This is a genomic window from Kaistella palustris DSM 21579 (genome assembly GCF_000422265.1).
Lineage (GTDB): Bacteria > Bacteroidota > Bacteroidia > Flavobacteriales > Weeksellaceae > Kaistella > Kaistella palustris.
In genome coordinates this window covers 208,859-227,205 of the sequence record NZ_KE383813.1, presented here as the reverse complement: position 1 = coordinate 227,205, position 18,347 = coordinate 208,859, and the positions used below count along the sequence as shown (strand labels likewise).

At 43.1% G+C, this 18,347-nt stretch carries 14 protein-coding genes; 8 read left to right on the top strand and 6 right to left on the bottom strand.

Translation table 11 applies throughout. From position 1 onward, the window contains the following. Positions 1 to 185 precede the first annotated feature (185 nt). The 6 genes from tpx to gcvP all read left to right on the top strand — a co-directional run bounded on the left by tpx (position 186) and on the right by gcvP (position 6,813). Positions 186 to 683 (top strand): thiol peroxidase, encoded by a 498-nt coding sequence (gene tpx / locus H562_RS0113640; RefSeq protein WP_027378007.1) that lies wholly within the window; start codon positions 186 to 188, stop codon positions 681 to 683. Positions 684 to 778: 95 nt separating this feature from the next. Then, positions 779 to 1,990: a DUF763 domain-containing protein gene (locus H562_RS0113635; protein ID WP_027378006.1), complete on the top strand. Its 1,212-nt coding sequence runs from the start codon at positions 779 to 781 to the stop codon at positions 1,988 to 1,990. 98 nt (positions 1,991 to 2,088) lie between these two features. Next, a complete protein-coding gene (locus H562_RS0113630) occupies positions 2,089 to 2,502 on the top strand; it encodes an SRPBCC domain-containing protein (RefSeq protein WP_027378005.1) in 414 nt (137 codons plus the stop codon). A 92-nt stretch (positions 2,503 to 2,594) separates the two neighbouring features. After that, complete coding sequence (locus H562_RS0113625; protein ID WP_027378004.1) at positions 2,595 to 3,041, top strand: SRPBCC family protein; 447 nt, start codon at positions 2,595 to 2,597, stop codon at positions 3,039 to 3,041. A 135-nt stretch (positions 3,042 to 3,176) separates the two neighbouring features. Beyond that, positions 3,177 to 3,827, top strand: a complete 651-nt coding sequence (locus tag H562_RS0113615; protein ID WP_027378003.1) for a J domain-containing protein — start codon at positions 3,177 to 3,179, stop codon at positions 3,825 to 3,827. A 124-nt stretch (positions 3,828 to 3,951) separates the two neighbouring features. Then, on the top strand, positions 3,952 to 6,813 hold the full coding sequence (gene gcvP / locus H562_RS0113610) for an aminomethyl-transferring glycine dehydrogenase (protein WP_027378002.1): 2,862 nt from the start codon (positions 3,952 to 3,954) through the stop codon (positions 6,811 to 6,813). Positions 6,814 to 6,886: 73 nt separating this feature from the next. Here the strand turns inward: gcvP and H562_RS0113605 are convergent, their stop codons facing one another. Next, positions 6,887 to 7,810 carry a T9SS type A sorting domain-containing protein gene (locus H562_RS0113605; protein WP_156832012.1) on the bottom strand — a complete coding sequence of 308 codons (924 nt, stop codon included), beginning with the start codon at positions 7,808 to 7,810 and terminating at the stop codon, positions 6,887 to 6,889. A 125-nt stretch (positions 7,811 to 7,935) separates the two neighbouring features. Next, the gene (locus H562_RS0113600; RefSeq protein ID WP_027378000.1) at positions 7,936 to 8,673 is read right to left on the bottom strand and encodes an endonuclease; all 738 of its coding nucleotides are present in this window, start codon (positions 8,671 to 8,673) and stop codon (positions 7,936 to 7,938) included. Positions 8,674 to 8,932: 259 nt separating this feature from the next. Between H562_RS0113600 and dgt the strand changes: the two genes are divergently transcribed. Continuing rightward, positions 8,933 to 10,288, top strand: a complete 1,356-nt coding sequence (gene dgt, locus H562_RS0113590) for a dGTP triphosphohydrolase (protein WP_027377999.1) — start codon at positions 8,933 to 8,935, stop codon at positions 10,286 to 10,288. Here the strand turns inward: dgt and H562_RS0113585 are convergent, their stop codons facing one another. After that, complete coding sequence (locus H562_RS0113585) at positions 10,289 to 12,070, bottom strand: amidohydrolase family protein (RefSeq protein ID WP_027377998.1); 1,782 nt, start codon at positions 12,068 to 12,070, stop codon at positions 10,289 to 10,291. Positions 12,071 to 12,072: 2 nt separating this feature from the next. Continuing rightward, positions 12,073 to 14,910: a S8 family serine peptidase gene (locus H562_RS15445; RefSeq protein WP_027377997.1), complete on the bottom strand. Its 2,838-nt coding sequence runs from the start codon at positions 14,908 to 14,910 to the stop codon at positions 12,073 to 12,075. Between the two features lie 317 nt (positions 14,911 to 15,227). Between H562_RS15445 and H562_RS15205 the strand changes: the two genes are divergently transcribed. Next, positions 15,228 to 16,130 carry an SPFH domain-containing protein gene (locus H562_RS15205; RefSeq protein WP_034691211.1) on the top strand — a complete coding sequence of 301 codons (903 nt, stop codon included), beginning with the start codon at positions 15,228 to 15,230 and terminating at the stop codon, positions 16,128 to 16,130. 104 nt (positions 16,131 to 16,234) lie between these two features. On the opposite strand, the gene H562_RS15200 is transcribed toward H562_RS15205, so the two are convergent. Together H562_RS15200 and H562_RS0113555 are read right to left on the bottom strand one after the other, a co-directional pair. Further along, the gene (locus H562_RS15200) at positions 16,235 to 16,582 is read right to left on the bottom strand and encodes a DUF962 domain-containing protein (protein WP_051190519.1); all 348 of its coding nucleotides are present in this window, start codon (positions 16,580 to 16,582) and stop codon (positions 16,235 to 16,237) included. Between the two features lie 5 nt (positions 16,583 to 16,587). Then, a complete protein-coding gene (locus tag H562_RS0113555; RefSeq protein WP_027377996.1) occupies positions 16,588 to 18,276 on the bottom strand; it encodes an APC family permease in 1,689 nt (562 codons plus the stop codon). Positions 18,277 to 18,347: the final 71 nt, after the last annotated feature.

The following is an 18,347-nucleotide window of genomic DNA, read 5'->3' as shown; positions in this document are numbered from 1 at the left end:
GACTTTTTCAGTAGGACAATAAAGATCTACAAATAATTCCGCCACCTGCCGACCGCCGATCCTTTTTTTCTTTTTAGCTGCTAAAAATCAATCGTGGTGGGAACTTTAAGAATATTTTAACCTTTCCCAGTCCCAACCTCCAGGAAATATTGGTTAAATTTGAGAAACAAAAATATTCAATTATTATGGCTAATATTACATTACATGGCAATGCCATCAACTCTGCAGGTAACCTGCCCGAACTGGGTTCACAATTAAAAGATTTTACTTTGGTCAATGAAAAGCTGGAGGAGAAAAAGCTATCAGATTTTGCAGGCAAGAAAATGATCATCAATATTTTCCCAAGTATAGATACCGGAGTCTGTGCGGCCGCTGCACGAAAATTCAATGAAGAAGCCGGTCACATTGGTGATGCGGTCGTAATTAATATCTCTAAGGATCTGCCCTTTGCGCTGACCAGATTTTGCGCTGCCGAAGGTTTGGATCATGTGACAAATCTCTCTGATTTCCGTGGTGATTTCGGTACGGATTATGGCGTAGAGCTGATTGATTCACCAATGAAAGGGTTGCTGAGCCGCGCGGTCATCGTGGCGGATGAAAACGGAAAAGTTCTTTATACCGAACAGGTTCCCGAAATTGCACAGGAACCAAATTACGAGGCAGCTTTGAATGCTTTAAAATAAAATATTCACATTGCAGTTTTGGCCCTGCTGGGAATTAATTCGGCAGGGTTTTTTAATTCACCTCAGTCACGATAGAAACCCCCTTTAATAAATAAATGAAACGTTCGGGTTCCGCAGATTTACCGCTTCATTATGGCTATGTTCCGCAGTGGCTGTATGAGCGCATGGCTAAACTTGGACTTTCTGTGGTTGAAGTTTTACTGAGCGATTACGGTAAAGACGAGGTCATCCGCAGGTTGAGCGATCCATTATGGTTTCAGTGCTTTGGCGCGGTGATGGGTATGGACTGGCATTCGTCGGGTGTTACGACCTCCGTCATGGGTTCTTTGAAAAAATCCATTAATCCCAATTCAAGGTCACTCGGAATTTATATTGCTGGTGGCAAAGGAAAATTCTCCCGGGAAACGCCGACAGAATTAATGAAAATATCTGAATCAACCGGATTGAAAGGCGATGAACTCGTGCGCGCCAGTAAACTTTCAGCGAAAGTAGACAACACTGCCATTCAGGATGGCTATCAGTTGTACACGCACAATTTTATTCTAAGTGATGAAGGAAAATGGGCTGTGATTCAGCAGGGAATGAATGTTAAAGATAAAACGGCGCGCCGCTACCACTGGCATTCCGAAGACCTGACATCATTTGTAGAAGAGCCACACTCAGGAATCTCAGGAATTAATCAGGGGCAGATTTTAAATCTCACCGCACAGGCGGCTGGCGAAAACAGAAAAAGAATTTTGGAGGTTTCGCACACAAATTCCGAGAAAATCATGCAGGATTTTGCCCGGTTAATTTTGCCGGCGCATCACGATATTCGCGCATCGGATGTGGATCTGAAACGCCTCGGCGCTCTGCTGTACATGACCCGCGAAACCCAGCCCGAAAACTTCGAAGAACTTCTACTTTTAAAGGGCGTAGGGCCGCGGACGCTGCAAAGTTTGGCTTTGGTGAGCGAGGTAATTCACGGCGCACCATCGCGGTTTAAAGATCCTGCGCGCTTTGCATTCGCGCATGGTGGGAAAGACGGTCATCCTTTTCCGGTACCTCTGAAAATTTATGATGAGACGCTCGAAATCCTGCAGAAAGGAATTGAAAAATCAAAACTGGGACACTCCGATCAGCAGAAAACATTGGCTAAATTACATACAGTAATTTCCCGCGCCGAAGAAAACTTTGAACCGGACTTTGGCCTGAATGATGTAATTGACGAAGAGCGTAAAAACTCCTGGAAATATGGCGGTAAAACTGTTTTTGGTGATGCCAGCAAACCAACAGGTTCGCAGCCAATCCAGCTGTCGTTGTTTTAACGTCGTTGCTTAATGAAATTAATAGTTATACAGGATTTCATAAATACAAAGAATTTTTTTTAAGACTAAATTTTATTACCTTAGTAAAAATGAAAATTATGGAGCCAATTAAAATTGACATCACTATTCTGAAACCTGTTCAGATGGTTTGGGATCTTATGAATGATCCGAAGCATATTGTAAAATGGAACTTTGCCCAGGAAAAATGGCACTGCACAAAAGCGGAAAACGATTTTCGCGTAGGCGGCACCCTGCATACGAGAATGGAGGCGAAAGACGGCAGTTTCGGATTTGATTTTATTGGTGTATACGATGAGATTATTCCGCTGAAAAAGATTAAATACCACCTCTCCGACGGCAGAAATGTGGAAATTACTTTTAATGAAATCGATGCAAACACGACTCAGGTCATTGAAGTTTTCGATGCGGAAAGCAAGAATTCCCGGGAGATGCAGCGCGATGGCTGGTACGGGATCCTGAATAACTTTCACAAGTATGTTGAAAATCATTAAGAAAAATCATGACACGATCCTGTGCAACACCTGATGGATCAATTTTTAAAAATGAATAAATCCTTACCAAAACCTTTTTTAAATAACAGTTTATGAGAACCCTAAATTACGAGAAAGTAATACAAGCGCCGATAGAAAAAGTTTGGGATCTGCTGTGGAATCCGGAAACGTACAGAGAATGGACAAAGTTTTTCGGAATGGGAACAGTAATGAAAACCGACTGGAAGGTGAACGGTGAAACCCTGTTTCTGGATGAGAACGGAAACGGCATGGCCTCAACCATTACGAGCCTTCACGAACCTACAGAAGTCGTGTTCAGTCATCTCGGTCGGGTGAAAAACGGTTTCGCCGATATTAAAGGTGAAGCGGTAGAAGAATGGAGTGGTTTGGAAGAGAAATATTTCCTGCGCGCCATTAACGAAAATACCACGGAACTCCGCGCTGTAACACACACTTTGCCGGAATATGAAGATACCATGAATACAGGCTTTAACAGGGGTTTTGAGTGGATTAAAGACACTGCTGAAAAAGCGCTTTAAATTATGACATCAATTTCCTGCGAAAATAAATTTGCAAAAATCATCCTCTGATCAAATGCTGAAATTATCCTCAGCATTTTTTTTATTTAGGTTCATAAAAATTTAAAATCCGTATTTTTGTGATCTGAATACGGAATGAAGAATTACTACTATTTTTTGGGCATCAAAGAAAATGCGCCCCTCGAGGACATTAAAAAAGCCTACCGTAAACTTTCCCTGAAATACCATCCGGACAAGAACGAAAATGATCAGTTTTTTGCAGACCGTTTTATGGAAATTCAGGAAGCTTACGATATGCTGGGCGACCCGGAGAAAAGGCGGATTTACGACGATAATTTAGGCCATCAGCAGCGAAGTTACCGCCCCACACTGCCGCCCTCCATCAAGAACTTTACGGCAAACAAAGTCCGGGCCCAGAAAGGTGAGGAAGTGATCATCAACTGGCAAACGCACAACGCCGATATTGTAAAGGTGATGCCATTTGGCCTGGAAAAAGGTTATGGCGAGCGGACTTTCCGCATCACGGAGTTCAAAGACGGGAAGTTTCAGCTTCTACTGCATGCCACAAATTCACTGCTGAATAAGACCATTGTCCGCGGCATTACCATCACCGAGATTTTCGGGAGCGACAAAGAACAGTTCAGAGACGAGGTAGAAGAATTGTTTAAACCGCAGCAGCCCACAGCTGCGAATCCGGCAGGGCGCCCAAAGGCGGTACTTATCGTGCTGGCTCTGCTTTTTCTCACGATAGCGCTACTGATTTTACTTAAAGTGTTCAGCTCCTAATCACCGGGATTTGCTCATTCTGAATTCGGTGTTCACATTTTGCTGATTTCCGTCATTGGTCTTCTGACTTAAAAGTAGTACTTTTACGAACCTTTATTTCAACAAAAACCCCATTCAAAATTTTATGAATACCACGCAATTTGTAAACCGCCATATCTCGTTAAATGAAGCGGATAAAGATGCAATGTTAAAGAAAGTTGGCGTCTCCAGCATTGAGGAACTCATGTCTCAGACAATACCCGAAAGTATTCGGTTAACCAAAGATCTGGAGATTTCACCGGCACTTTCAGAACACGAAATGTTGGCACATTCCAAAGATTTGGCATCCAAAAATCTGATGTTTGATAACTATATTGGATTTGGCTATAACAATACGATTTTACCAAGTGCGATTCAACGGAATATCTTAGAAAACCCTTCCTGGTACACAGCTTATACGCCGTATCAGGCAGAAATTGCACAGGGACGGCTCGAGGCTCTTTTAAATTTTCAGACCGTAGTCTGCGACCTTACAGGTTTTAAACTGGCAAATGCCTCACTTCTCGATGAATCCACGGCTGCTGCCGAAGCGATGCACATGTTTTTTGAAAGCCGGACCAAAGACCAGAAAAAGGCGGGTGCGCAGAAATTTTTTGTTTCAGATCTTGTTCTTCCCCAAACCGTCGCTGTATTACGAACAAAGGCTTCCGGTTTAGGTATCGAAATTATTGTTGGTAATCACAACAGTCATCAGTTCAACGAGTCCTATTTCGGTGTGCTGCTTCAGTATCCGGGAAAAAATGGGATCATAATCGATTATACGGAAAACATCGCCACTTATAAAGGACTTAACCTCCAGGTTGTTGTAGCATGTGATCCGTTGGCTTTAGTGAAGTTGAAATCGCCGGCAGATATGGGTGCAGACTGTGCGGTGGGAACTACGCAGCGTTTTGGGATTCCGATGGGTTACGGCGGTCCGCACGCGGCTTTTTTTGCGTGTAAGGAAGAATACAAGCGTGATATTCCCGGCAGAATTATAGGTGTTTCCCAGGATGCGTACGGTAAGCGCGCGCTGCGAATGGCTTTGCAGACACGTGAGCAACACATCAAGCGCGAAAGGGCGACCTCCAACATCTGTACAGCGCAAGTGCTGCTTGCCGTAATGGCCGGTATGTATGCGGTCTATCACGGACCGAAAGGTTTAAACTTTATTGCTGATCAAATTCATTTTAAGGCCAACGCGCTGCGCGACGGTCTAAAAATTCTGGGTTACGAAATTGTGGAAGAACCTATTTTTGACACGATAAAGTTTAGAATCGATGAAGAGGAAAAAACATCTTTAATGTATTTAATGCGTGACCGTAAAATCAATCTGAACTATTTTACCGAAGGTTTTGTCAGCATTTCATTAAATGAAGCATCTACAACGGAAAAAATTCAGGATTTATTTGATGCTTTTGCGCAGTTCAAAGAAAAACAGAGTTTTAAACTTACTTTTAAGGAAGAGCTGCAGATACCCGAAGAGTTTTTACGTACTGATTCGATTTTAAATGAAGAAGTTTTCAACAAATACCATACGGAAACTGAGCTGATGCGTTATATCAAGCGCTTGGAACGAAAAGATCTTTCCCTCACGCATTCTATGATCTCGCTCGGTTCGTGTACTATGAAGCTGAATGCCGCCACTCATATGCTGCCGCTTTCCTGGGCAGAATGGGGAAGTGTACATCCTTTCGTACCGACAGAGCAGGCAGGCGGTTACCAGATATTAATTAAGGAACTGGAAAAAGATCTTGCCGAAATTACCGGTTTTGCAGGAACCTCTCTGCAACCTAATTCCGGCGCGCAGGGCGAATATGCCGGTTTAATGGTTATCCGCGAATATCACAAGTCACGTGGCGAAAGTCACCGTAATATTGTTCTGATACCACAGTCCGCGCACGGCACCAATCCTGCTTCTGCAACAATTGCGGGAATGAAAGTTGTGGTGGTGAAAAATCTTGAAAGCGGCGAGATCGATTTTGCTGATTTGAAATCCAAAGCAGAGTTGCACAGTGCAAATCTTTCTGCAGCAATGATCACCTATCCCTCAACTTACGGATTCTTTGATGAGAACATCAAAGAAATTACAAAACTTATTCACGACAATGGCGGCCAGGTTTATCTCGACGGTGCAAACATGAATGCGCAGGTCGGCTTTACAAGTCCCGGAAATGTAGGTGCTGATGTATGTCACTTAAATCTCCATAAAACCTTTGCTATTCCTCATGGTGGCGGCGGTCCCGGCGTAGGTCCGATCTGTGTGGCGGAACATCTGGTACCGTTTTTACCTTCAAATCCCAACATTAAAACTGGAGGGAACGAATCTATTGACGCAATTTCGGGCGCGCCCTACGGCTCGAGTTTAGTCCTCAATATTTCTTATGCGTACATCAAAATGCTCGGAACTTCTGGTTTAATGAAGGCTACTGAACACGCCATCCTCAATGCGAACTACCTGAAAGAAGTGTTGGCAGAACATTTCCCGATTCTTTACGCCAACTCAGCCGGCAGGGTTGCGCACGAATGCATCGTAGATTTCCGTCAGTTTAAAACTCTGGGAATAGAAGTGGCCGACGTCGCAAAAAGATTAATGGATTATGGTTTTCATGCACCGACAGTAAGTTTTCCGGTGGCGGGTACTTTGATGATCGAACCTACAGAATCGGAAAGTAAACAGGAGATTGACCGTTTTGCAGAGGCGCTGATCGCCATTAAAAAAGAGATCGAAGAGATCGCAACTGGCGAGGCCGACGAAAAAAATAATGTATTGAAAAATGCACCACATACCGAACAGGTGGTTATTTCAGATTCGTGGGATAAACCCTACAGCCGCGAGAAAGCCGCTTATCCTTTGGATTGGGTGCGCGACCACAAATTTTTCGCTACCGTTTCCCGCGTGGATGAAGCGTATGGCGACCGAAATCTCATCTGCACGTGTGCACCGATCGAGAGTTACATGGATTAATTAAAATCTTGCAAATAACAAATCCCCTTCAGTCTAGTCTTGGAGGGGATTTTAGCTTGTTATTGACAGGAATTTACTCTTTAATGAACTTTGAAGAATAGGAAATTCCGTTGCTGCCGGTTATTGTTATAATGTAGGTACCAGCTCGCAAGCCAGCAAGATTAATGGTATTTTCCGTTGTTTCCTTGTTCAGAATCTTTTGTCCAACCAGATTGTATACCGCGATATTTGCAGTTTTCGTCGTATTGGGCAAACTGAAGTTCAGGTTGTTTTTCACAGGATTTGGGTAAACAGCAACCGTTGCTTTGCTAACTGTATTTACTGCCAGACGTTCGCCATTGACTTTGATATTATCATAGAACGCACTGCCACCATAGTTGTTATGCAGAAAGTTGATGCCGTTCACATTTACTTTGCTGGTGTTTTCACCGCTGTAAATTACGGCGTCATTTAAATAATATGTAATGGTATTTTTCTTGATCTCAACTTTAAGGTTGTACCACTGATTGGCGGACCACTGTGCATCAGCATAAGTAAATCCTCCGAAATTTTTTTCGTTGAAAATGTAGATCAGGCCGCGGTTTTCGAAACCAACTGACAACAGAATATCGTATTCCTGAGTCGCATCATTTATGGAATAAACTGCAAATTCAAAATCAGCGCCACCTTGCTGTGGTGCGTAAAAGTCGTAAGAAACAGTCGTGTTTTTGTAATCCAGAGCGGGTGTAAAAGATTTTTCAATCCCAAAGATCGGAAACCACTGCGCATCATATTCGGGAACGTATGCATTTTTAAAAGAATAAATTCCTGTTGATGCCACTTCATTGCTTATGGTCTGATTGGTAAGCGGTCCGTCGCTGGTTTCTGTAACTGTCCAGCCGTTTTGACCGTTGATGTCGCCTAAAACATATCCTTCGCTGCTTTCGAATGAAATTTGGCTCTGCGCCGACACTGTACTGCAGAAAAGCGCTGCAGCCATAAAATATAAACTTTTCATAAAAATAATTTGTGCAATTATAAGCGAACTGCCTTGCAGAAGCAAACAAAAAGTCAACAAAAAAATCACTATAGCAGCAGGTTTTTTTCGGGATTAATGGCTACCGGAACTACCGATGTATCAATTTATGCATACAGTTTCTGGTCGGTTTCGCAATAGAAGGTTCTGCGGTTTGAAAGTCCAAGATGTTTTTTAGTGAGTGGCTGGCCACATTTTGGGCAGTTCTTTTTCGTGTGTACGAGCCAGTTTTTCTTTAAGACATATTCTTTTTTCCATCGCAGAAAATCAAAACTGTAATTACGTGCTTCAAAAATTAGTGCGGAAAGCTTTTTGGGTGGAAGTTTGCCGATTACACTTTCCGGATGCACGCCAATACGGAACAGTACTTCATTTTTGATGATGTTGCCCACGCCGGAAAAAATATTTTGGTCGAGCAGTGCGTCGCAAACCATCATTCCGGGTTGCGCTTTGAGTTTCTTTCTCGCTTTCGAAGGTTTCCAGTCGTCGCTGAGAACATCGGCGTTCCAGTCAATTTCCTTTAATACTGCCGCATCCAAAAGTTTGACCGAACACGAATAGAAGTAAAGGTCACCGTTTGCAAATTTCAGGTGCAGCCGCAGTTGGCGCTCAGGTTTGGTAAGTTCGTCGATGGAGTAACTGCCGAAGAGCAGCAGATGGATCCGTATTGTATAATGCTGGCAAACTAGGTAAGACTGTTTACCAAAGATTTTATATTCCTGAAAAGTAAGTCCCGGGATTTTTTCCATTTCAATTTTAGCGTTTCCCTCCGCGGCAAGTATTTCTTTACCGATAAATTTTGTGGCAAGCTCTTTAAGAATCAGTATGGAAGGACCTTCAGGCATCGTATTAAATTTCAACAGAAAAATCAAAATTTAAACCATTTAAAGAAGGCATCATTAAAAATATCATTTGAGCGAAACTATATCAGAAATAGTGCTGAGCCTTTTGTTAGCTTGTAATGTTGTTATAACTTTGAAAAAATCCGCGGAAACGAATATCCTATTTATTAAAAAAGGAAACTTCGCTGGCAAAAAGACGCGATACTTTCACGACAGCGACAAAAAATGTTTTAAAAACTTTGCGGGATATATTTAGAAAATAATGGATTTAAATAAAATTTTCACCAACCAGCGGACCGGACAGAATGCTGCGACAGCGGCTTCACGAACGGATTATCAGCGGGATTTCGACCGTATTATTTTTTCTGCAGCTTTCCGGAGGCTTCAGAACAAAACCCAGGTCTTTCCGCTGCCAGGTAGTGTCTTTGTCCACAACCGCCTGACACATTCGCTTGAAGTTTCCTCGGTTGGGCGAAGTTTGGGAAGTGTGATCGGCGAATTCATTTATAAAGATTTTAAAAGTGACCTCGACGAAAACAGTCAGAACTTTTACCAGCACAACCTGCAGAATGTAATTGCCGCTGCCTGCCTTTGCCACGATGTGGGAAATCCTGCGTTCGGACATTCCGGTGAAGATGCTATAGCAAGCTATTTCGAGAAAAATGAGAAGGATTTAAAGCATAAGTTTTCGGAAAAGGAGTGGGCAGATCTCGTCAGTTTTGAGGGAAATGCCAATGCGATACGCGTATTAACACATCAGCAAACCGGTAAGGATGAAGGCGGCACGCAGTTGACCTACAGTACTTTGGCCAGCATTGCAAAATATCCGTGTGAGGCTGTTGCTAAAAAGAAAGGCATCATCCACCGGAAAAAATTCGGTTTTTTTCAAAATGAGAAACAAACTTTTCTGCAGATCGCCCAGTCAGTTAACATGATGGCCGAAAGCCGGGAGCCGACCATTTTCAAACGCCATCCTTTCGTCTGGTTGGTAGAGGCGGCCGACGATATCTGTTACAACATCATTGATATGGAAGATGCGCACCGCTTGGGAATTGTGTCTACCGGCGATTGTGAGAATTTATTCTTCGACCTCATTAAATCAGAAAATATCAGTACCAATAGGGTGGAAGCGAAACTGCCGGTTTTGACCAATGCCAATGAACGGATCTCGTATCTGCGCGCAAAGGTGATCAACACGCTGATCAATAAATCAATCGACATTTATCGTGAACGGTTTTCGGACATCTTAACAGGAAATCTAGATAAGGGTTTGCTAGATATTTACAAAGCCGACAATCCATCACTTCAGGAAATTGAAAAATTTTCAATCGCTAAAATTTACAACCATAAAAACGTTATTGAAATTGAAAACGCCGGCTATAACGTAATGAATGAACTGCTCGACCATTTTATTCCACCGGTTTTGAAAGAAAAATCTGCGCGGAAGTCTTATGATAAAATGGCGTTGAAACTTCTGCCACAGCAATTTCTTTATGAAAATGAAAGCGACTATCAAAAAGTGTTGGGCGTGGTTGATTTTGTATCCGGTATGACGGATAATTATGCAACAGACCTTTACCGGAAAATCAAGGGAATTGATATTGGCATGACCATGTGATTAAATTTCGAAATTCCGCAGCCAGCGATCTATAAACGCCTTACCGTTATCATACATTATACCGCGCACGACACTTTTCAGATCGGCCGTAGATTTATTTGCGAGGACGCAGGTTCCGCCGTTCTCATCCACGTAGGCTTTTTCTGCAACAGGCAGCCATTTGATCATGTTTGCCTCCAGTTCCCCGAGTGATGAAATGTCAGGAGAAACTTTCAGCGGTTCTATTAAACCATCGAAATCGCTGCCCAGGCAAATCTGTTTCCAAGGTTCGCTGATCTCTGTTTTCAGCAGACCAACCTGAATGATGTGGATGATATTAAAGCAAAAAGCCAAGGGATGGCGATCTTCTTTGGTGAGGATCAGCCAGCTTTCCTGTTCTGTGACCATCGATTCCATGGTGTTTACCGGCAGATTCTTGACAGTGATCTGTGGAAAGTGTGTCTGGAAATCTGCAGTGCTGAGGAATTCGTTTTCGCTGTTCAGATGAATGCCGTATTCCGACTGGAAACCAAGAATCCGCACGTCGAGACTCATGCCCATGATTCCGTTTGATGAAAGTATTTCTGTAATATCTTCATCCATTAAATTTATGGACCACGGATTAAAAGAAAAATCATTATTCACGAATGAACCCCATTTGCCGCAGTTCTTTTTATCCATTTCTACCGAAACGGCGCGTGTTCCCTCGTAATTATAAACGGTACAGGTATCGCGTTTCAAGGCGTTTTTCCATTCATTATACGTATAACCGGTCACGCCAATGTGCGAAGCGATGATCGGGATATTCGCGTATTTTTTTTCTTTCTGAATTAATGATTTGCGGAACGCATAAAAATCCTGTCTTGATTTCAGGCCCAGATGTTTGACATCCAGGATCACGGGCCGGTATTCATTTTTATCATTGGTGAGTGAATAACATTTCTCAATCACTTCATAACCTGCGGTGGTAATACCGTTTCCATACGGATAGAATGAAGGATGTTTCAGCATTTTCATCCCAAATGCGTGTGTGGCTAAAAACTGCTCGCTGATGTGCGTGAGGTGGGTGAGTGTGAGATACAGCAGATCCATTTTTTCTTTGGCCAGACTTTTATAGAAATGCTCGAAATTTACCGCCGGATTTTGGCTGTGATTATCGGCCGCTGTTTCCGGATCGGTGATCATCTCCCTCCAGAGATTATCGGCAACCTCCGAAAGCTTCACCGACTTCTTTAAATCAATGTAGCGGTCGGGCACATGATCAATGACCAACGGATTACCAATCATGAGTTTGCTGAAATTGTGTGATCCCTCAAGACTAAAAATTATATTTAATGGCTTAGTTCCGGATGTATTACTGCTGTTTCTGGATAAGACTGCAACCGGACTTTCTTTGTGATCGCGCAGTTGCTTATAAAGTGACAGCTCCATTAACATGAGGCGGTAATAGGACACTTCGCCACGGCGTACTTTTTCAAAAAAAGTTTTGTCCAGCGGATTCGAAAACCTGCTTTTTAAAATATTCCCGAAAAATCCGCGGCTGTCTGCAAAGCCAAATTCCAGATTTACAATGGCGGCAACAATGTATGCCGCATTTCCTTTTTCACATTGTTCAATGCAGCTTTGGCTTTTTAAAATGTGAATAAACAGCTCATCGACGACGCTGGTGATGGCGTTGGACATGCGCACGGGTTGCGTTAGCTCTGCGAGTTTGCGGTTGAGTGGCGGCACAGTCACATCATATCTGCTCAGAAAATTCTTAAATAAAGGATGGAGATGCAGGTCGAAATATTTTTTTTCCATGGTTACTGTTTTTTGTAGCTGTCGAAATACATTTTAAGGATCCTGTCGGAATCGGTGAGGGCAGATATGCTGTCACTCTCAAAAATACTGGAAACAGTGTTGCCCGTCATCGCGGTGATCGCGATCCTGGACCTTTCGGTGAGCTGCATATTTTTTGCGGACTCGGTTTCCGACGGCGATTCGCCAAGCTGGTTTTTCCATAAAAAATGAACCGCCTCTCTCACGCCGAGATCCCATTCCTGACGTGAATCATTAGCGTACGCGTACTTTTTCCCATCGATTTCCGGAAGTTCTACTTTTAGTAATTCCGCAATATTTAAAATGCCGGCTCCGTAGTTCTCACTATCCCAAACTTTCGGTTTTGTGGCTGATTGTTTTACACTTACCCGGAAAGCTTCCACGATTTGCCACGGAAACGGATATTTCCGGTAGATATCGCGGCGGTTTTTGGCTTTCCACAAAGCTGCTGCGGCGGCAACATGTGCGGCAGCATAGCCTGTCCCACTTCCATAAACCATTATTTCGTTATATTTTTCGTCTATCGCAGGCACATAGATATCTTCGCCCGGTGCCGACAGATCAACCTCTTCGCCGTAACTGCTCCCACGCCACGGTTTTTCATTTGGATTGCTGGCTGCCACCGCTACAGTTCCCGGATATAAAGCCGGGGAGACCACAAGTTCAACTTCATTTCCGGCAGCGCACACCCAGATTATGCCATTGTCATACGCAGCTTTGGCTGCTTCTGCAATCATTGGTCGTGGAGAGCTGCCAATGCTCAGGAGCATTACATCGCCATTGGTATGAATGACCTGGTTCACCGCGTCAACCACATTTTTGCCACGGTTTATCATGGCAACCGATTCCGCGATGCGGTATGGAATGATATTCAGGAGTGCGTTTTTTTCATTATCGCACAGGATTCCATAATTTCCATCGTCTTTGTAAATACTGCTCATGTCGCCGCCTATAATAATACTTGCGGTTCGAGTTCCATGGCCGGGGTGGCGCAGAAAACCGGTGCGCATCTCATCGCGCGCGTCGGAACCATCGATAAAATCTTCATCACAGTTAAAATTAAAACGTCCTTTTACTTTGGCGTGATCAGTGTAACCTGTGTCTAACTGTACCAATTCCAAATTTTTTAAATTCGCCAATATTCCGTCAACATGGGAAGTCTCGAGCAGTTCTTCATTTGATGAACTACTTTTCTTCGCTGTTAAAGAATTCAGCAAAACCCGGACGCCGGAAGCAGGATCATTGCCAAATCCCACCGCAATCCGGTTCCAGGTGCGCTGTTTCCAAATATCGGCCTCACTCAGTTCGAAGTAGGGCGAGGCGCTCCATTTCGCTTTAAAGTCATCCTGTCGGCCGGCGGCGTTGTTTATCTTCATGCTTTCCATCATTTCAGTTTCCGTCATTGCGTTTGAGCTTTTGCTTTTCATCCGCAGGTCAGTTTCAATTTCAAGATCAGGTGTTGCTGTACGGATTTGAGGCAGCGCTTCCAGGCGGGCTGCGATCTCCCAGGGATTGTCAGCAGATTTCAAGGTGAGATAGTGCATGGTTTTTTGTGAAGCGACGGTTGACAGTGGAAACAAAGGTTCGGAAGTTACAATCTCGGGGACGAGCTTTTTGTAATTTTCCTTCCAGTCCTCCTGCATCATTACCACATTCGAAAGCTCGATTTCAAAATATTGCAGCGGCAGATCAGAAGCCGCCATGGCTTGTGGAATCATGTTTACTGCCTGATTTAAAACAGATTCTGTAGAGTTTTTCATTTCAGTTTTCGGATTTTCATTAATGGGCTCCGGCGTTTTTGAAGAAGTGTCGTCCTTTTTTTGTTTTCCAAAAAATAAAGTTCTCAGATTCGCCATATCATCTGGCAGAACTGCGGCATGGATCGCGCGTACCAGGGAACTTACACGGATTCCCTCGTTGCCGAGCCAGTCGATAGACTCGTCAGGTTCACCGTCTTTATAAACGCCACCATCTTTCCGGAGCCACTGGCCCTGGGGATTTTTGTTGGGAATGCTGCTGTGGTGGAGCGCAACTACTTCGCCTGTTCCCAGTCCAATTACCACGGCGCCGGATGAACCGGGGAGCGTGTCGGATTCGTAGATCAGAAAATCATCTTTCAGCGTAAGCATTCGGATATCTTTCATGACGGTTTTTTTATAATCACCTTTAGGATGCTGAATGACCACACAATTTTCGCCTTCAATGATTTTTCCTAAAGTTTCATCCAGAACAGTGTGCGGGATTTCGCTGATATTTTTACCTTCTTTGGATTTGTCTGTAACTGCCACGATGGTAAAATCTAATCCACTGTTTGGAATCGCGGGATCTGCGACATAGTTTGAAGTAAGGAAGAACTTTTCGGGGATAAAGCCGAATGTCTGCACTTTTCGACATTCGTTATTTTCATCGAGTTCATAGTAGAACTGCACTACAGAATTTTTTGCGGTTTCGGCATCTGGGAAAACGTGGTTGTTGGTGATCAGCAATCCCGGGGCAATGAGAAATCCTGTACCATAACCGGAATTCCCGTAGCGTGTTTTTATGGTGATCCTGCCCACGGACTCAGAAATTTTCAGGATTTTGTACAGAATCTGAATGTCCTGAAAATTCGGCACGCCATTAATCCTTTCCAATGCAGCAGAAACGGGCATGTTTTCCCGCGCAATACGTTTTGAGAGTTTGGAACTGTCCGTTTGTATATCTGTAAGTCTCGCTTCGCCCATCCGGTTTTCCTGAATTCCTTTCTTTATATTGTCTATCTTGGGACTGGCCTGCTGGAAATGCGCGTAAGCTATATCGTTTAGGATTTTATTGAAGGACATGAGCTGGAATTTTAAGATTTTATTTAGAGCCGGATGCTTTCTCTTTTACAGTTTTTTTAAATTAGATAGTTCTCACAATGTTCAGAACGTTATTAGCAAAAAGAAAATAGATCTGCTGTTGAAAATATTCGAGGAGAATCTTCTCAAAATTACAATAAAATAGAGCCCGCCAGTATAACCTGCTAATAAACAGTGAATTCCTCATTACGACCGGGTGAATTCACCTTTTATATTGTTGGTGCCGGAATTTTCTTTATCTTTATAACAAATCAGTGCAATTGCTGGTTTCATAAACATTAACTCATTAAAATTTAACAATGGCATTTTTAGGAATTATAGTCTTTTTTGGACTGATCGTTTTATTTGCGTCCTTCTTTACGGTGAAGCAGGCGACCGCGGCAATTGTAGAGCGGCTCGGGAAATTTCATGTAGTGCGCCAGTCGGGACTGCATTTAAAAATCCCCTTCATCGACCAGGTTGCAAAACGTATGAATCTGCGGATCCAGCAGTTGGATGTGATCATCGATACGAAAACCTTAGATAATGTTTTCGTGCGTATGAAAGTTTCTGTGCAGTATCAGGTGATATTCTCGCAGGTTGCGGACTCATTTTACCGGCTCGAAAATCCGGAAAATCAAATCACATCGTATGTTTTTGATGTGGTAAGAGCTGAAGTTCCGAAACTGAAACTCGATGATGTATTCGTAAGAAAAGATGATGTGGCGGTGGCTGTAAAAAGTGAACTGCAGGAGGCCATGCAGAGTTACGGTTACGACATCATCAAAGCTTTGGTCACCGATATCGATCCCGATGAGCAGGTGAAACACGCAATGAACAGAATTAACGCCGCAGAGCGCGAAAAAACTGCTGCTGAATATGAATCTGAAGCACAAAAAATACGGATTGTGGCTGTGGCAAAAGCTGAAGCAGAATCGAAAAAACTACAGGGACAGGGTATTGCCGATCAAAGAAGAGAAATCGCAGCAGGTCTTGTAGAATCTGTAAAAATGCTGAATGAGGCCAGCATCAATGCGCAGGAAGCTTCTGCATTGATCGTGGTTACACAGCATTATGATACATTGCAGGCGATAGGCGCAAGTAACAGAAGCAATCTTGTACTTCTGCCAAATTCACCGAATTCCGCGAGTACATTGCTCAACGATCTGATGGTTTCTATGGCGGCAACGCAGCAAATGGATAACTTACCAAAAATAGACTAAGACCGGACTTTTAATAAAAGCAAAACCAACTTTTCGGAGTTGGTTTTTTTTATTTGAATCGTTCTGAATATAGTTTGGTTTTTTTAAAACCTTGTACAACTGTTTTAGTTCTGTTCGGTTTTATTTTGCGAGGAAGGAATTTCAGATTTGAACCTTTCTTTTCCTGTCAATAGCTCAAAGAACATTTTAAAATCCGAAGCCAGACTCCAAAGGGGATACTTAAAAGTTGCGGGCCTGTTCTTTTCGAAGACGGCATGACTGAACCACGCAAAGCCATATCCAAATATGGGAATATACCACAGAAATCTTTCTTTCCCCGACTTTATCACGTAGAAAATAACAAAAAAAATTAAAAGTGTGCCCGCAAAATGAAAAATGCGTGTCCACGTTTTGCTGTGCTCCGTTAAATAAAATTTATAAAAGGCGGTGAAGTTTTCTATTCTTTCCGACATGAGATCTAATTTAAATCACCGTTCAGATCGTTATTCAATTTGCTGTGGCTGAAACCATAAGAAAAATAGATCACCAGACCAATTGCAAACCATAACAGGAACCAAAACCAGTTGTTGTGGCTCATTCCGGTGAGGAGGTAAAGACATGAGCTTAATCCAATTAGCGGAATTAAAGACAAATTTTTAACGACAGCCAGAACACAAAGCCCGATATTTATTAAAATGAAGAAAAACATGGAAATACGGAATTCACCTTCTGCAGGATCCTTCCAGTCCATCAGCGTATTGAAAAATACCGGTTGCCACCAATAGAAAAAGGCGAGTCCGCCGAGAAACAGCACCGGAAAGATAATCTTTGAGTTAATGTACGGTAAGTGGAACCTCCCGGGAAGTTTCTTTTTTGACGGCAGCATAAGAACACCGCCGCAGACAAGTACAAAAGCGAAAATCGTTCCTATGCTCGTAAAATCTAAAATAAAGGATTTGTCGGTAAATAAAATCGGCAGGCCAACTACAATTCCCGTGGCGACCGTGGCGTATGAAGGCGTATTGTATTTCGGGTGAATCCTCATGAAGCGCTTCGGCATCAGTCCGTCGCGGCTCATGGCATACCAGATCCGTGGCTGTCCCATTTGGAAAACGAGCAGAACGGTTGTAATCGCAATAATTGCGACAAAGGAAACCGTAAGCTCCATCCAGGGCAGATTTGCGTTGGATCTTTCAAAAATGAAAGAAAGTGGATCGCCGATACCGTCGAACCTTCTGTAATCTACCATTCCCGTTAAGACAAGAGTTAAAATGATATAGATAACGGTACATAAAACGAGTGAAATAATCATTCCCCGCGGCAGATTCTTTTGGGGATTTTTTGTCTCTTCCGATAAAACGCTGAGCGCATCAAAACCGATATAAGCAAAAAATACACCCGACACCGCGCTCATTACCCCGGCGAAACCATTAGGCATAAAAGAAGAAACTTTAGTTTCGGGATTAAGCGGCGTCCAATTGTCGACATTAATGTAAGCTACGCCGACAAGGATAATAAGAACAATAACCGCAAGTTTCATTAACACAAGGGCATTGTTGAAATTTTTACTTTCACGTACGCCACGATAAACGAGCCACGTAATCAAACCATTAATTACTAATGCAGGAACATCTAGTATAATTTTCAGATTGCCGATTACGGGTGCGTTTTTCCAGGCATTCAGCAGTTCTTTATTCTGTGAACCGCCGAAGAATGCTTTTTTGGCCTCAGGGTAACTGCATGTAAGGAAGTCGGGGATATGTACGCCAACTCTCGCCATAAAACTCGTGAAATAATCGCTCCAGGAAAATGCGACGTAAATATTTCCAAAAGAATACTCCATGATGAGCGCCCAGCCAATAATCCAGGCAATCAGTTCGCCAAAGCTGGCATAAGCATAAGTGTAAGCGGATCCTGCTGTCGGAATTCTGCTGGCGAATTCTGCATAGCACAATGCTGTAAATCCACAGGCAAAACCACAAATGATATACAGGATAATTACGCCGGGACCACCGCGGAAAACCGCTTCGCCGAGGGAACTGAAGCTGCCGGCACCGATGATTGCAGCTATGCCGAAGAAAACGATATCCCAAACGCCCAGAACCCTAAGTAAACCTGATGAATTCTCGTTGGCGCGGTAACTTTTTCTGCGGAATAATTGATTCATATTAAAATTAGTTTAGACAAATGTAAAAGAAAATTTGAGAAATTTTATTTTTTTTAGTTTGGAAATACTAA

Excerpts from the sequence above, each read along its gene's own strand:
- tpx (WP_027378007.1), top strand. The coding sequence starts at position 186 with ATGGCTAATATTACATTACATGGCAATGCCATCAACTCTGCAGGTAAC.
- H562_RS0113635 (WP_027378006.1), top strand. The coding sequence starts at position 779 with ATGAAACGTTCGGGTTCCGCAGATTTACCGCTTCATTATGGCTATGTT.
- H562_RS0113630 (WP_027378005.1), top strand. The coding sequence starts at position 2,089 with ATGGAGCCAATTAAAATTGACATCACTATTCTGAAACCTGTTCAGATG.
- H562_RS0113625 (WP_027378004.1), top strand. The coding sequence starts at position 2,595 with ATGAGAACCCTAAATTACGAGAAAGTAATACAAGCGCCGATAGAAAAA.
- H562_RS0113615 (WP_027378003.1), top strand. The coding sequence starts at position 3,177 with ATGAAGAATTACTACTATTTTTTGGGCATCAAAGAAAATGCGCCCCTC.
- gcvP (WP_027378002.1), top strand. The coding sequence starts at position 3,952 with ATGAATACCACGCAATTTGTAAACCGCCATATCTCGTTAAATGAAGCG.
- H562_RS0113605 (WP_156832012.1), bottom strand. The coding sequence starts at position 7,810 with ATGAAAAGTTTATATTTTATGGCTGCAGCGCTTTTCTGCAGTACAGTG.
- H562_RS0113600 (WP_027378000.1), bottom strand. The coding sequence starts at position 8,673 with ATGCCTGAAGGTCCTTCCATACTGATTCTTAAAGAGCTTGCCACAAAA.
- dgt (WP_027377999.1), top strand. The coding sequence starts at position 8,933 with ATGGATTTAAATAAAATTTTCACCAACCAGCGGACCGGACAGAATGCT.
- H562_RS0113585 (WP_027377998.1), bottom strand. The coding sequence starts at position 12,070 with ATGGAAAAAAAATATTTCGACCTGCATCTCCATCCTTTATTTAAGAAT.
- H562_RS15445 (WP_027377997.1), bottom strand. The coding sequence starts at position 14,910 with ATGTCCTTCAATAAAATCCTAAACGATATAGCTTACGCGCATTTCCAG.
- H562_RS15205 (WP_034691211.1), top strand. The coding sequence starts at position 15,228 with ATGGCATTTTTAGGAATTATAGTCTTTTTTGGACTGATCGTTTTATTT.
- H562_RS15200 (WP_051190519.1), bottom strand. The coding sequence starts at position 16,582 with ATGTCGGAAAGAATAGAAAACTTCACCGCCTTTTATAAATTTTATTTA.
- H562_RS0113555 (WP_027377996.1), bottom strand. The coding sequence starts at position 18,276 with ATGAATCAATTATTCCGCAGAAAAAGTTACCGCGCCAACGAGAATTCA.